Here is a 12,816-nt window from a genome sequence, read left to right on the forward strand (position 1 = left end):
TCTCGATAACAAATTTATATTTCATTACTTTAATATAAAACTCATTTTAACGAAATATACTGCTTATAAAGAGAATTAATACTTTATAACTAATTGATTAACAACAAATTAAGCTACAATATATTACAATGGCTAACCATCAAAAAGATTTCTTATTTGTATTAATAAAATCCCTTTCAAAGTCTGAAAAAAGACAATTTAAGATTTTTGCGAGCCGCCTCGAGACAAGTTCAAATACAAAATTCATCGAATTATTCAATATTTTAGATAAATCAGAAGTATATGATGAAAAACTAATTCTGAAAAGTGGTATTATTAAAAAAGTACAATTATCCAACCTAAAGTCATATTTATACAAACAAATTTTAGTAAGTATTCGATTGAATATTCCAAGTCAAAATATTCGGTATCAACTAAGAGAACAAATTGATTTTGCGGCGATACTATATAATAAAGGCTTGTACAAGCAAAGCTTAAAAATCTTGGATAAAACAAAGATTCTTGCTTTAGAAAATGACGAAAAACTCATGGCGTATGAGATTGTAGAATTTGAAAAACTGATTGAATCACAATATATTACGCGAAGTATTCAGGGACGCGCTGATGAGTTAGTTATTCAGGCGAAGGAGTTGAATTATCGCAATACTATTTCCAGCAAATTATCTAATTTATCACTGCAACTGTATGGTATTATGCTCAAAACAGGTTATGTAAAAAGTGACGAAGAGTATAAATATATAGACGACTATTTCAACAAACACATTTCTAAATTCGACGAGAAAAAATTTGGATTTCGAGAAAAATATTGGTTTTACAATGCTAATCTTTGGCATAGTTTTTTAGTGCAGGACTTTTTAGCGAGCTATAAATATGCCTATAAATGGGTTAATCTTTTTTATGATAACCCCAATATGATTTATCTAAATCCGGTATTTTTCCTTAAAGGAAATCATTATTTGCTGGAGTCATTATATATGCTTAAATACAAATCAAATTTTAAAAAATATTTGGTTTTATTAGAAGAAACTATTAGCGATCCTCGTTTTCCGGTGAATGATAATATTGCTTCTTTATCATTCTTATATCTATATAATAACAAATTAAATTATCATATTTTAGAAGGTACTTTCGCCGAAAGCGAGTATTTAATTCCTGAAATTTTAGAAAAATTAAAACTTCACAGTGAGCATCTTGATGAACATCACGAAATGTTGTTTTATTATAAAATAGCTTCTATTTATTTTGGTAACGAAAAATATAATGAATGTATCTTTTATTTAGAGAAAATCATAAACAACAAAAATCTTTCGATGCGGGAAGATTTAATGTGCTTTTCTCGAATTCTTTGTCTGATAGCTCATTACGAATTGGGTAAAGATTATTATTTGGAAAACCAATTAAAAAACACCTACAAGTTTTTATTGAAAATGAATGACTTACATGAGGTTCAAAAGGAAATTATGCGATTCATGAAAAACCTAAACTCCATTTATCCTGGTGATATCAAAAAAGAGTTTATAAAAATGAGAGAGCGATTTATCGAATTGGAAAAAAACACCTACGAAAAAAGAGCCTTTCTTTATCTTGATATTATTTCTTGGCTGGAAAGCAAAATTGAAAACCGAAAAATCAGTGATATTATTAAGGAAAAAGCGAAATTGAGTAATAGGTAATATAAACGGTTTTGGAAATAAGAAATCCTTTTAACTAGGTTCCTTGAATAGTTTTATTCTCAGGAACCTATTTTATAATTTTATTATCCTAATTTCTCCGTTTTATAAAGAATTGGAGTTTCCTGTAAAAGTGATTTTGAATTTTCAAAAAACGACTGAAGATACAATTGTTGATTATGATTATCCAATCCGTTTTGATTTTCCCAAATTTCATGGAAAATAAAGGTATTGGGTTGGTCCTTACTTTGATGCAAATCATATTGAATACAAGCTGCTTCTTTTGTGGAATTTTGTACTAAATCAAGTAAAAGAGATTTTAATGTTTCTATACTTTCTAGTTTACTTTTTATAATTACCGTTAGGTTTATTTGCATAATTAATTTAAAAATAGTTGTGTTAAATGGTTTTGATACAATTTAATGTCATTCTCTACATCGGCATTCTTTTCAATATCATGAAAATGCATACTTTGCAATGGCTTCATTCCCGTAAAAGCATTCATTCTGTGAAAACCAAATAAGGGTCCTTCATCAACACTTTTCTGTTCAAAAAATTCTCCCGGCAAAGTAAAAGCTTCTTTTGGAGCATTCCAAGATGTGGTTAACATATATTTTTTGCCATGAAGCATTCCGCCAGTTCCGTAATTAATCGTAGGATTTTCCGAAGATCGTCCATCACTTTTGTAAATCCCTTTTGCATGACCTTCGGTGAAAACCACATCAATGTATTTTTTAAATCCGTGAGGCAACTGAAACCACCATATTGGTGTGTGATAAATTATTACATCTGCCCAAACAAATTTATCAACTTCTGCAGCAGGATTGTAATCGTCATTGATATTTGTGGTTTTTATTTCAAAAGCTTTATTGTTTTTAAAAAAATTCAACGTTTCATTCGAAATGGTTTCATTAAATCTCCCTCCGGAATGGCCGAACTTTTGTCCACCATTTATTATAAATATTTTTTTCATGATCTCTGTTTTTAATTTGATAATGCAAAGTTAGAACGAGAAAGTCTATTATTAAAATAACTTAATTCATACCTTTGTATCATAATTATAATAGTTATGGTGAATTTAGAATGGTATCGCACGTTTAAAACAGTTTATAAAACAGGAACGTTGACTAATGCAGCTGAAGTGTTATTTATTTCCCAGCCAGGTGTGAGTTTGCATTTGAGTTCATTGGAAAATTATGTTGGGTATAAATTATTTGACCGAACAGGCCGCAAAATGGTTCCGACAGAAAAAGGAAAAGTGCTTTATAACTTTATAATTGAAGCATTGACCAAACTGGAAGAAGCCGAAAAAAACTTTCAAAGAAGTACTGAAAAAAACACACCAACCATCAGCGTGGGAATGTGTTTTGAAACTTTTCAAATTACACTGGAACAGTATATTTCAACCTTGCCATTTAATGTTATTATTCAATTTGGTGAATATCCTGAAATGGTGGAAAGCTTGGAAAAAGGAATTTTAGATTTAATTATTACACCTCAGATGGTAATTAAAAATACGATCGAATATCAGGCATTTTCATCAGAAACTATTGTACTTGTTGGCGGTAGCGAAATTGATGATTTAGAATTCAATTCGATAGAAAAAAATGAAAATATAGAAGAAATCGAACTTTGGTTAAAACAACAAAAATGGTACGGAACCACCGGAGATATGGAACATTTGCGCCGTTTCTGGCAGTTAAATTTCAATAAATATCCTGATTTCAGACCTAATTATATTGTTCCAAATCTAAATTCAATAATCCGTTGTTTGAGCAGTGGAAAGGGATTGGCAGTGGTGCCTGATTTCCTTTGTAGAAAAGAAATTGACAACGGTTCCATTAAACTGATTTGGGAAGGAAATAATCCACTAAAAAACACGCTTTATTTCGCCACCAGAAAAAAAACAATGTATCAGGATGAAATAGCTTTGATTAAGAAAATATTCTTGGAATTGAAATAAAACTTGCCATTCAAAAAATAAAAGTTTAATTTTATAAGACACTTAAATTCAAACTTATGAATAGTTTCTTTAAAACAATACTGGCAGGTTACGGTGCTAAGAAATTAGGTTGTGGCTGTTTCGGAACAATCATTATTTTTATAATACTCTATTGGCTATTAGGTTATTTTTAGAATTCTAAAAACAGCCTATTCATACGTTTAAAACTTAATATACCAAAAGTTGTTTCAAATCATTTTCGAATCTGCCTTTCGGCAAATATTGATCTTCCAAGGCTTTTGTAAACGGAATTGGTGTATCTAAACTTGCCACTCGTTTTACAGGCGCATCTAGATATTTGAAACAATTTTCCATTATCATTGCCGAAATATCGCTGGCAATTCCGCCAAACATACTGTCTTCTTGATAAATAATCACTCTTCCTGTTTTCTTTACCGATGCAAAAATAGCCTCGGTATCCAAAGGTTGTAAAGTTCTCAAATCTAACAAGTCAGCTGAGATTTCAGGATTTTTTGCTAAAGTATCCAAAGCCCAATGTACCGCAGCTCCAAACGAAATAATCGTAACCTGATTTCCTCCTTTCAACAAAGCCGCTTTTCCTAATGGAATCGTATAATAATCGGTAGGAACGTCTTGGTAAACGCTTCTGTACAATTGTTTGTGTTCAAAGAATAATACTGGATTAGGATCATTGATAGCAGTATTTAAAAGCCCTTTGGCATCATATGGAAATGCCGGATAAACCACTTTTAAACCGGGAGTTTTGGTAAACCAAGCTTCATTGGTTTGCGAATGAAAAGGTCCGGCTTGTGTTCCTCCGCCGCAAGGCATTCGGACTACAACATCGGCTTTTTCTAACCAACGGTAATGTGATTTGGCTAATAAATTTACAATTGGATTAAAACCTGTCGAAACAAAATCGGCAAACTGCATTTCCACAATCGCTTTGTATCCATTAATCGACAATCCCATTCCCGCCGAAACCACAGCACTTTCACAAATTGGCGTATTGATAACCCGCTCTTTACCAAACTGCGCTACAAAACCATCGGTAATTTTGAAAGCACCACCATATTCAGCAATATCCTGACCCATGATTACTGAGTTTTCATGGCGCTCCATCGATTGTCTCAAACTGGCAGAAATGGCATCAATAAAACGAATATTTTCTTTTCCCTCAGATGGTTTAACTTGTTCGAATGTATATGGTTTATAAACATCATTTAATTCTTCACTTAAAGAAGCTTCAATCTCAGGTTCTGCATTGGCAACAGCCAGGCTTTCGTCAATTTCCTTCTTTATTTCAGCATGTAAAGCTGTATCAAAATCGGTTGTAAGAATGTCATTTTCAGACAAGTATTTTCTATAATTCTCTACCGGATCTTTAATCGCCCATAAATCCATTAATTCCTGCGGAACGTATTTAGTACCACTCGCCTCTTCATGCCCGCGCATTCTGAAGGTTTTGAATTCCAATAAAACAGGACGTGGATTTTCTTTCATCGAAGCTTTCAATTCGGATAACAAATTATAGACTTCCAGAATATTATTACCATCAATAATATGGCTTTCCATTCCGTATCCTTTTCCTTTATCGGCTAGGTTTTCGCAACGGTATTGCTCATTAGTAGGTGTCGAAAGTCCATATCCGTTATTCTCTATAACAAATAGTACCGGCAATTCCCAAACCGAAGCAATATTTAAAGCTTCATGAAAATCGCCTTCACTGGTGGCTCCTTCGCCCGTAAAAACCGCAGTAATTTTTCCGTTTTTCTTGAGTTTATTGGCCAAAGCGATTCCGTCAGCAACACCTAATTGTGGTCCCAAGTGGGAAATCATGCCTATAATCTTATATTGTTGTGTTCCAAAGTGAAAACTTCGATCACGACCTTTGGTAAAACCATTGGCTTTGCCTTGCCATTGCGAAAACAATCGGTACAATGGAATATCTCTTCCGGTGAAAGCACCAAGATTTCTATGCATTGGCAAAATATATTCATCTGAATCTAAAACAGCAGTAACTCCAACAGAAATAGCTTCTTGTCCAATTCCAGAAAACCATTTGGATACTTTTCCCTGACGAATAAGTATCAACATTTTTTCTTCTATTAGTCTTGGCTTCAGTAATCTTTTATATAAATCTAATAATTGATCGTCAGTAAGATTTTTTCGGTCAAAGGTCATTTTTTCTTTTTTAATGTATGGCTCAAAGATAGAAAAATATAACAGTTTGATGTTTTTTTGTTATATTTTTTTAATTTGTTTGCAAATTTTAAAATTAAGATATAAAATTATTCTTTACATTTGTATCTGCAAGGTTTTTGACCTTCAAGTTATTAAAAAATATTTTAAAAGTATGCAAAACATTCCTAGTGTTGACTTGCGTGATTTCCTTTCGGACGACCCGAAACGTAAACAAAAATTTGTAAATGAAATCGGAAGTGCATTTGAAGATATTGGCTTCGTAGCACTCAAAGGGCATTTTTTAAACGACCAATTGGTTGATGAATTGTATGGTGAAATCAGAAATTTTTTCTCTTTGCCTTTAGAAACAAAGCGTAGTTATGAAATTCCTGGAATTGGCGGACAAAGAGGCTATGTTTCTTTTGGAACAGAGCATGCCAAAGGCAGAAAAGAAGGAGATTTAAAAGAGTTTTGGCACTTTGGACAATATGTGTCCAAAGATTCCAAATATGCTTCAGAATACCCTGAAAATGTTGAAGTTAAAGAACTTCCCCGTTTTAATATTGTAGGTAAAGAGGCCTACCAAATGTTGGAAAAAACAGGAGTTTATGTTTTAAGAGCTTTGGCTTTACACTTGGGCTTAGATGAATTTTATTTTGACCAATATGCCAAAGAAGGAAATTCAATCTTAAGACCTATACATTACCCGCCAATCACTTCTGAACCTGCAAATGCCATTCGTGCCGCTGCTCATGGCGACATCAACTTGATTACCTTATTGATGGGAGCACAAGGAAAAGGATTGCAAGTACAAAGTCACGATGGTGAATGGATTGATGCCATTGCTGAACCCGATGAATTAGTAATTAATGTGGGTGATATGTTATCGCGTCACACTAACAATAAACTGAAATCTACAATTCATCAAGTGGTAAATCCACCAAGAGAATTGTGGGGAACATCCCGTTATTCTATTCCGTTTTTTATGCATCCGGTGAGTGATATGAAATTGGATTGTTTGGAGAACTGCATTGATGCGGAACATCCCAAAAAATTCGAAGATATTACTGCAGGAGCTTATTTATACGAACGTTTAGTAGATTTGGGACTTATTAAAAAATAAAACTTAAATTTACGTCAAAATACTAAAAGACATTGAGTGTATGCTTAATGTCTTTTGTTTTTTACTCTTTAGAAATTAAGAAAATGAACTCCGTATTCTTAATTTCTAAATGGTTTTAAATAAAAATTAATTTTAAAATTATGGACTTAAAAGACCAATTAAAAAACCTTTTTCCGGATCATGAGCCATCACCTGAAGAAGCAATTGAACAAGTTGCTCACGAATTATACGTTCAAAAAGAACCTATGATTTGCAAATTCGAAAAACGAAAAGGAAAAGCTACCACTATAATTGAAGGCTACGAAGGAACAGACGAGGATTTTAAAATTCTGGCTAAGGAAATCAAAACCAAATTAAGCGTTGGTGGAACTTTCAAAGATGATTCCATCATTATACAAGGCGATTATCGGGATAAAATCATGACTATTTTAAAAGAAAAAGGCTTTAAAGTAAAACGTGTTGGAGGCTAAAAAAAGTGTTCAGTGTTCAGTAATTAGTATTCAGTTGAGCAACTTGAAACATTAAACCTTAAACAAAAAAACAATGATACAATCATCAGAATTAATATTAAATCCAGATGGTAGCGTATACCATTTGAATTTAAAACCGGAACATATTGCGCACGATATCATCTTTGTAGGAGATCAAAATCGGGTCGAAAAAATCACACAGTTTTTTGACAGCATCGAATTTTCTACTCAAAAAAGAGAGTTCAAAACGCAAACCGGGATTTTCAAAGGGAAACGAATTACCGTGATGTCAACGGGAATTGGTCCAGATAATATTGATATTGTCATGAACGAATTAGATGCTTTGGTTAATATTGATTTGAAAACGCGTCAACCAAAAGAAAATCTTACTTCGTTAAACATCATCCGTATTGGAACTTCGGGTTCTTTACAAGCTGATATTCCTGTGGATAGTTTTGTATTGTCTAAATTTGGATTAGGCTTGGACAACATGCTCCGCTCCTATTTGATTGATGAAGTTTCGAATATTGAAATCGAAGATGCTTTTGTAAAACATACCAATTGGGATTTGCGAAAAGGAAAACCGTATGTGATTTCGTGTTCTTCGACACTGGAAAAAATGATTGAAAGCGACAAAATGCATAAAGGAATTACCGCAACTGCCGGAGGTTTTTACGGCCCACAAGGTCGTGTGTTACGTTTGAATATTCAAGATGAAAAGTTAAATTCTAAAATGGATAATTTTGAATTTGGTGACCACCAAATCACAAACTTAGAAATGGAAACCGCTGCTATATATGGACTTTCGGCTATTTTAGGACACAATGCATTGTCATTAAACGCTATAATTGCCAATCGCGCTTCGGGAACTTTTAGCGACGATCCTTATAAAGCGGTCGATGAATTGATTGCGTATACGCTGGATAAATTGAGTAAATAGCTTTTGATTTAAGAATGCATATTAACGATTTTTGATCTCAGATCTATAAAAACATGAACTTACGTATTGCAAGACACACCGACGATTTAGAAAAAATAGAAAATTTTTATGTTAACATTCTTGGTTTTGAACGTCTTGGAGGTTTTCAAAACCATAACAATTATGATGGTGTTTTTATTGGAAAACCAAAACTAGAATGGCATTTTGAATTTACACAATCTGAAGCAAAAGCCGATCATCATTTTGATGAAGATGATATTTTAATATTCTATCCTGAAACTATTTTAGAATATAACAGTCTAATAAATAACATTTTAGAAAACAATATTTCAATCATAACTTCAAAAAATCCATATTGGAATAATCCCGAAGTTTCGAGAGGAAAAATGTTTCTTGATCCTGATGGATTTCGAATTATTATTTCTGATTTGAAAGCAAAAGGTTTATAATTATTGATTGTCTATTTCAAAAACTCGATGCGACTTTAAACCTGAAATATTTAGTATTTAAAACTATCTTTGCTTTTACAACAATACCAATAATGAAAATAATACTTACAGGTGCTACAGGAGTTTTAGGTTCTCATATTATGTATGAAATTCTGGAACTTTTTATCAACAATAAAATTGATGGAAAACTTTTTCTTATTGCAAGAAATAAAGGAAAGAACTCCGCTTTAGATAGAATAAACGAACTCTTATCCAGTAGTTACACCCCTAAAATTGTAAAAGACAAAGGCATAGAAAAACTACACCAATACATCGAAATCATTGATACGGATTTGGCTTCAATTCAGGATACTTTTTCGAACCAAATTAAAGGTGCTTATTTTATTCATTCGGCTGGATACGTAAATTTATCTACCGATGAAGAGCAACGAGAGAAAATTTTTGATGAAAATACTACAATCACAAAATCACTTTTCAGTATATTTCATCCCTTTATAAAAAAGTTCATATATATAGGAACCGCTTTTTCATCAGGAATCAGAAATGGATTAATTGCTAATGATTTTCATAGTTTAAGTTTCAAACCAGAGCATCGTAATGCGTATGAAAATGCCAAATTCCACTCGGAAAATTTTATAGCCCAAGAATGTAAAAAAATAGGTTTACCCTTTCAAATTCTGCGTCCAAGTGTGATTGGAGGTAAAATGTTAGGAACCGAAAATCAATATTTCATTCCAAAATACATGGTTTTTTATCTGTTGGCAAAATTCTTTCACTTTACTTCCCAACGAAAAGGCGAACAAGAAAATGTCCGTTTTATTGTCAACGAAGACACGGTTTTGAACATTATTCCAGTCGATTATGTGGCAAAAGTGATTGTAAACACCTTCGAAAGAGCCGATATTGAACAGCTCAATATTGTAAATACTAAAAGTTTTAATATGGTAAATGGATTGCGATTGATTATGAAGGAAGTGGGGTACACCAATTTCACTTTAATCCAAAATCCGTTAGATTTCAAATACAAAAACACCATCGAAAAACTATATTATGAAAGCATTGGCAAGCATTTAAACCCTTATTTTACAGCAGCTGCCAACGAATACGATACCACTTTATTGAACTCTATTCTGGAAATACCAAAACTGGATCAAGAAGCGTTTACTAATATGATTCGTTACGCGAGATTGAATAATTTCAAAGATATTAATGTGTAATTTTAGGAGCTAATTCCCGCTGTACACTATAATCTATTGCGCCGAAACCCGGCACAATAGGATTTCCGTTTCCATCTGGGCTAGTTAAAACGATCGACGATAAAAATCAAAAATGACAACAATAAAAATAGCTGGAGTTCCAGAACATTTTAATCTTCCTTGGCATTTAAGCATCGAAAACGGATATTTCGAAAAAGAAAATATCGATTTGCAATGGACAGATGTGCCCGAAGGAACCGGAAAAATGTGCCAAATGCTTCGTGATGGTGAAACTGATATTGCTGTAATCCTAACCGAAGGAATTGTAAAAGATATCGTTGCCGGAAATCCAAGTAAAATTGTGCAAGTCTACGTAGAGAGTCCCTTAATTTGGGGAATTCATGTAGCTGCAAACTCTAATTACAAAACGTTAGCTGATCTGGAAAATACCAAAGTAGCAATTTCCAGATTAGGTTCCGGTTCGCAATTAATGGCGTATGTTAATGCCGATAACCAAGGTTGGAAAACTGATAATCTTCAGTTTGAAATTATAAATACGATTGATGGCGCAGTTGAAGCTTTAACCAGTGGAACTGCTGATTATTTTATGTGGGAACGTTTCATGACAAAACCACTTGTTGACAAAGGAATTTTCCGCAGAATTGCTGATTGCCCTACGCCTTGGCCTTGTTTTGTAATTGCCGTTAGGAATGAAATTTTGGAAAAACAACCCGATATTATTTCTAAAATTTTAAAAATCATCAATCAAACTACTCAAGTATTTAAAGATATTCCGAGTATTGACAAAACTTTAGCATCAAATTACAATCAAAAAATTGAGGATATACAAGAATGGCTGTCTTTAACACAATGGTCCCAAAAATTATTAACTGAAAAAATGTTAAACAAAGTTCAAAATCAACTATTTCAACTTAAAATTATCGAGAAAAAAGGTACTTTTGAGGATATTGTAAAAACAGTCTAGATTGCTGTTTTTATTTTTACTATGATAAAAATAAAAGAAATTAATTTTCAAGGTATCAAACAGAAATTCCAGGTCAAAAAACCTTGGGATGACGTTATTATTTTTGTTTTGAACATATTGATTGCTATACCCGTTTTTATAATTGTACATCAAAATCTAATTAATCCGAATTGGTTTCTGAATATAGACAGAGTCGTTTTGTTTCTATTGATTATCGTTGTTATTCAAATCATTCTGAGATTCTTAAGAACGATTATTCTATTTTGCATCATCTTGTATTTATTAATTTTGATTTATGGTTCTACTATTGGAAACTATGGTTTTAACAGCGTTTTTGAAGATTACAATTCAATGATGTATTCCATGTCTGACAATGCATATCCTCAAGATATAATCATTGCCAAACTACTTCCGTTTCCTAATAAATCAAAAATAATTAATGCTATTGAGTACCAAAATCCAAAAATTAGAAATTTTTCGATTATGGCTACCTCAAAGCATTTCAAAAACTTAAAAGGATATTCTGATTACAGAACCATTATTCAATGTTTTGCAGTATTTAAAGAAATAAATCACCGATGGAACTATGTAAGTGATCCAAAAGAAGGTGATTATATTGCAACTGCTAGTGAATCCTTGCTATACTTTTCAGGAGATTGTGATGATCATTCCATTTTAATGGCAGCAACTATAAAATCGATTGGTGGAACACCGAGATTAATTCATACTAAGGGTCACATTTATCCAGAAATATTAATTGGTTCTCTCGTAGATTTAGAAAAAGTAAACTTTCTAATTAAAAATGTTCTGTTTGCAAATGAAAGCAATGAAAAACAACTTCATTATCACATTGACGAGCGAGGACAAGTTTGGTTAAACCTTGATTACACTGCTACATATCCCGGAGGCCCCTTTTTATCCGAAGAAATCCTGGGCGCATTAACATTGGATTAATCACTAAAAAAATAGGTACCGTATAAATTCTAAAAAAGGTTTATGGGTGCGTGATACCATAGTATAAGAGAAGCAAATAAAAGCGGGTTCAAGAGAAGCAAAAAACACTTTAATTTGTTCTACGAACCCAACTTGGAACTATTTATTTGAAGAAATTAAAAATATAATGACGAAATAACTTTCGCAAAACAAAACAAGAAAATGCTAAACCTCCCTAAAGATAAAAAAATAATCCTGTTTGATGGTGTTTGCAATCTCTGCAATTCAACGGTACAATTCATCATTAAACATGATAAAAAAGATATTTTTAGGTTTGTGGCTCTTCAATCTGATTTAGGTCAAGAAATCATTAAATACATTGGAATTGATGCTAAAAACATTGACAGTATAATTCTCTACCAGCCCGGAATCGCTTATTATTATAAATCGGAGGCAGTATTAGAAATTGCTAAAAATTTAGGTGGGATTTATTATTTTGGAAGTTTATTTTCTATTTTTCCTATTTCCTTTACTAATTACATTTACGATTACATTGCTAAAAATCGATATGAATGGTATGGAAAAAAGGAAGGCTGTATAATTCCTACAAAAGAACTTCAAGCTAAGTTTTTAGAATAAAATTATTAATTATGATAATTATCATGCGTTACTTTTAACAGTAATTCTATATTTGACCAACCTTAAAATTTGAATTTATGAAAGACACATTGCTCTTTTCTTGGGATAACGGTTCATTCATAATGATTGTCGTATTCGGTTTGGTAATAATAGGATTAGTTGCCGCTGTTTTAATTATGATGAATTCTGATGAAAAAAAAGAATAGCACAAAAAAGAGGATGCCTATACGGACATCCTCTTGATGAAATTACTATCTTATGGAA

General features: G+C 32.3%; 14 protein-coding genes. 11 read left to right on the forward strand and 3 right to left on the reverse strand.

The genetic code is table 11. From position 1 onward, the window contains the following. Positions 1 to 128: 128 nt before the first annotated feature. Complete coding sequence (locus ACM55K_RS14655; RefSeq protein ID WP_416851010.1) at positions 129 to 1,673, forward strand: hypothetical protein; 1,545 nt, start codon at positions 129 to 131, stop codon at positions 1,671 to 1,673. Between the two features lie 83 nt (positions 1,674 to 1,756). On the opposite strand, the gene ACM55K_RS14660 is transcribed toward ACM55K_RS14655, so the two are convergent. After that, positions 1,757 to 2,047, reverse strand: coding sequence for a putative quinol monooxygenase (locus tag ACM55K_RS14660; protein ID WP_416851011.1), 291 nt, complete (start codon positions 2,045 to 2,047; stop codon positions 1,757 to 1,759). Between the two features lie 2 nt (positions 2,048 to 2,049). Beyond that, positions 2,050 to 2,643, reverse strand: a complete 594-nt coding sequence (locus tag ACM55K_RS14665) for an NAD(P)H-dependent oxidoreductase (RefSeq protein ID WP_416851012.1) — start codon at positions 2,641 to 2,643, stop codon at positions 2,050 to 2,052. A gap of 96 nt (positions 2,644 to 2,739) precedes the next feature. On the opposite strand from ACM55K_RS14665, the gene ACM55K_RS14670 reads away from it, so the two are divergent. After that, the gene (locus ACM55K_RS14670) at positions 2,740 to 3,633 is read left to right on the forward strand and encodes a LysR family transcriptional regulator (protein ID WP_416851013.1); all 894 of its coding nucleotides are present in this window, start codon (positions 2,740 to 2,742) and stop codon (positions 3,631 to 3,633) included. 207 nt (positions 3,634 to 3,840) lie between these two features. On the opposite strand, the gene ACM55K_RS14675 is transcribed toward ACM55K_RS14670, so the two are convergent. Further along, on the reverse strand, positions 3,841 to 5,817 hold the full coding sequence (locus ACM55K_RS14675; RefSeq protein ID WP_416851014.1) for an alpha-ketoacid dehydrogenase subunit alpha/beta: 1,977 nt from the start codon (positions 5,815 to 5,817) through the stop codon (positions 3,841 to 3,843). 172 nt (positions 5,818 to 5,989) lie between these two features. On the opposite strand from ACM55K_RS14675, the gene ACM55K_RS14680 reads away from it, so the two are divergent. The 9 genes from ACM55K_RS14680 (at position 5,990) to ACM55K_RS14720 (ending at position 12,758) form a co-directional block, all read left to right on the forward strand. Further along, entirely contained in the window at positions 5,990 to 6,940 is a 951-nt protein-coding gene (locus ACM55K_RS14680) for an isopenicillin N synthase family dioxygenase (RefSeq protein WP_416851015.1), read from the forward strand. A 140-nt stretch (positions 6,941 to 7,080) separates the two neighbouring features. Further along, complete coding sequence (locus tag ACM55K_RS14685) at positions 7,081 to 7,410, forward strand: translation initiation factor (RefSeq protein WP_416851016.1); 330 nt, start codon at positions 7,081 to 7,083, stop codon at positions 7,408 to 7,410. Between the two features lie 73 nt (positions 7,411 to 7,483). After that, positions 7,484 to 8,350 (forward strand): nucleoside phosphorylase, encoded by an 867-nt coding sequence (locus ACM55K_RS14690; RefSeq protein WP_416851017.1) that lies wholly within the window; start codon positions 7,484 to 7,486, stop codon positions 8,348 to 8,350. 53 nt (positions 8,351 to 8,403) lie between these two features. Next, entirely contained in the window at positions 8,404 to 8,799 is a 396-nt protein-coding gene (locus ACM55K_RS14695; RefSeq protein ID WP_416851018.1) for a VOC family protein, read from the forward strand. A 92-nt stretch (positions 8,800 to 8,891) separates the two neighbouring features. Then, a complete protein-coding gene (locus ACM55K_RS14700) occupies positions 8,892 to 10,016 on the forward strand; it encodes an SDR family oxidoreductase (RefSeq protein WP_416851019.1) in 1,125 nt (374 codons plus the stop codon). Between the two features lie 112 nt (positions 10,017 to 10,128). Continuing rightward, positions 10,129 to 10,980 (forward strand): substrate-binding domain-containing protein, encoded by an 852-nt coding sequence (locus ACM55K_RS14705; protein ID WP_416851020.1) that lies wholly within the window; start codon positions 10,129 to 10,131, stop codon positions 10,978 to 10,980. A gap of 21 nt (positions 10,981 to 11,001) precedes the next feature. Beyond that, positions 11,002 to 11,934, forward strand: coding sequence for a transglutaminase (locus ACM55K_RS14710; protein ID WP_416851021.1), 933 nt, complete (start codon positions 11,002 to 11,004; stop codon positions 11,932 to 11,934). A gap of 201 nt (positions 11,935 to 12,135) precedes the next feature. Next, positions 12,136 to 12,552 (forward strand): thiol-disulfide oxidoreductase DCC family protein, encoded by a 417-nt coding sequence (locus ACM55K_RS14715; RefSeq protein WP_416851022.1) that lies wholly within the window; start codon positions 12,136 to 12,138, stop codon positions 12,550 to 12,552. Between the two features lie 77 nt (positions 12,553 to 12,629). Then, complete coding sequence (locus tag ACM55K_RS14720; protein WP_416851023.1) at positions 12,630 to 12,758, forward strand: hypothetical protein; 129 nt, start codon at positions 12,630 to 12,632, stop codon at positions 12,756 to 12,758. Positions 12,759 to 12,816 lie beyond the last annotated feature (58 nt).

The sequence above is a fragment of the Flavobacterium arabinosi genome (assembly GCF_048158725.1).
GTDB classification, from domain to species: Bacteria; Bacteroidota; Bacteroidia; order Flavobacteriales; family Flavobacteriaceae; genus Flavobacterium; species Flavobacterium arabinosi.

Excerpts from the sequence above, each read along its gene's own strand:
- ACM55K_RS14705 (WP_416851020.1), top strand. The coding sequence starts at position 10,129 with ATGACAACAATAAAAATAGCTGGAGTTCCAGAACATTTTAATCTTCCT.
- ACM55K_RS14700 (WP_416851019.1), top strand. The coding sequence starts at position 8,892 with ATGAAAATAATACTTACAGGTGCTACAGGAGTTTTAGGTTCTCATATT.
- ACM55K_RS14720 (WP_416851023.1), top strand. The coding sequence starts at position 12,630 with ATGAAAGACACATTGCTCTTTTCTTGGGATAACGGTTCATTCATAATG.
- ACM55K_RS14655 (WP_416851010.1), top strand. The coding sequence starts at position 129 with ATGGCTAACCATCAAAAAGATTTCTTATTTGTATTAATAAAATCCCTT.
- ACM55K_RS14690 (WP_416851017.1), top strand. The coding sequence starts at position 7,484 with ATGATACAATCATCAGAATTAATATTAAATCCAGATGGTAGCGTATAC.
- ACM55K_RS14695 (WP_416851018.1), top strand. The coding sequence starts at position 8,404 with ATGAACTTACGTATTGCAAGACACACCGACGATTTAGAAAAAATAGAA.
- ACM55K_RS14680 (WP_416851015.1), top strand. The coding sequence starts at position 5,990 with ATGCAAAACATTCCTAGTGTTGACTTGCGTGATTTCCTTTCGGACGAC.
- ACM55K_RS14660 (WP_416851011.1), bottom strand. The coding sequence starts at position 2,047 with ATGCAAATAAACCTAACGGTAATTATAAAAAGTAAACTAGAAAGTATA.
- ACM55K_RS14715 (WP_416851022.1), top strand. The coding sequence starts at position 12,136 with ATGCTAAACCTCCCTAAAGATAAAAAAATAATCCTGTTTGATGGTGTT.
- ACM55K_RS14675 (WP_416851014.1), bottom strand. The coding sequence starts at position 5,817 with ATGACCTTTGACCGAAAAAATCTTACTGACGATCAATTATTAGATTTA.
- ACM55K_RS14665 (WP_416851012.1), bottom strand. The coding sequence starts at position 2,643 with ATGAAAAAAATATTTATAATAAATGGTGGACAAAAGTTCGGCCATTCC.
- ACM55K_RS14710 (WP_416851021.1), top strand. The coding sequence starts at position 11,002 with ATGATAAAAATAAAAGAAATTAATTTTCAAGGTATCAAACAGAAATTC.
- ACM55K_RS14685 (WP_416851016.1), top strand. The coding sequence starts at position 7,081 with ATGGACTTAAAAGACCAATTAAAAAACCTTTTTCCGGATCATGAGCCA.
- ACM55K_RS14670 (WP_416851013.1), top strand. The coding sequence starts at position 2,740 with ATGGTGAATTTAGAATGGTATCGCACGTTTAAAACAGTTTATAAAACA.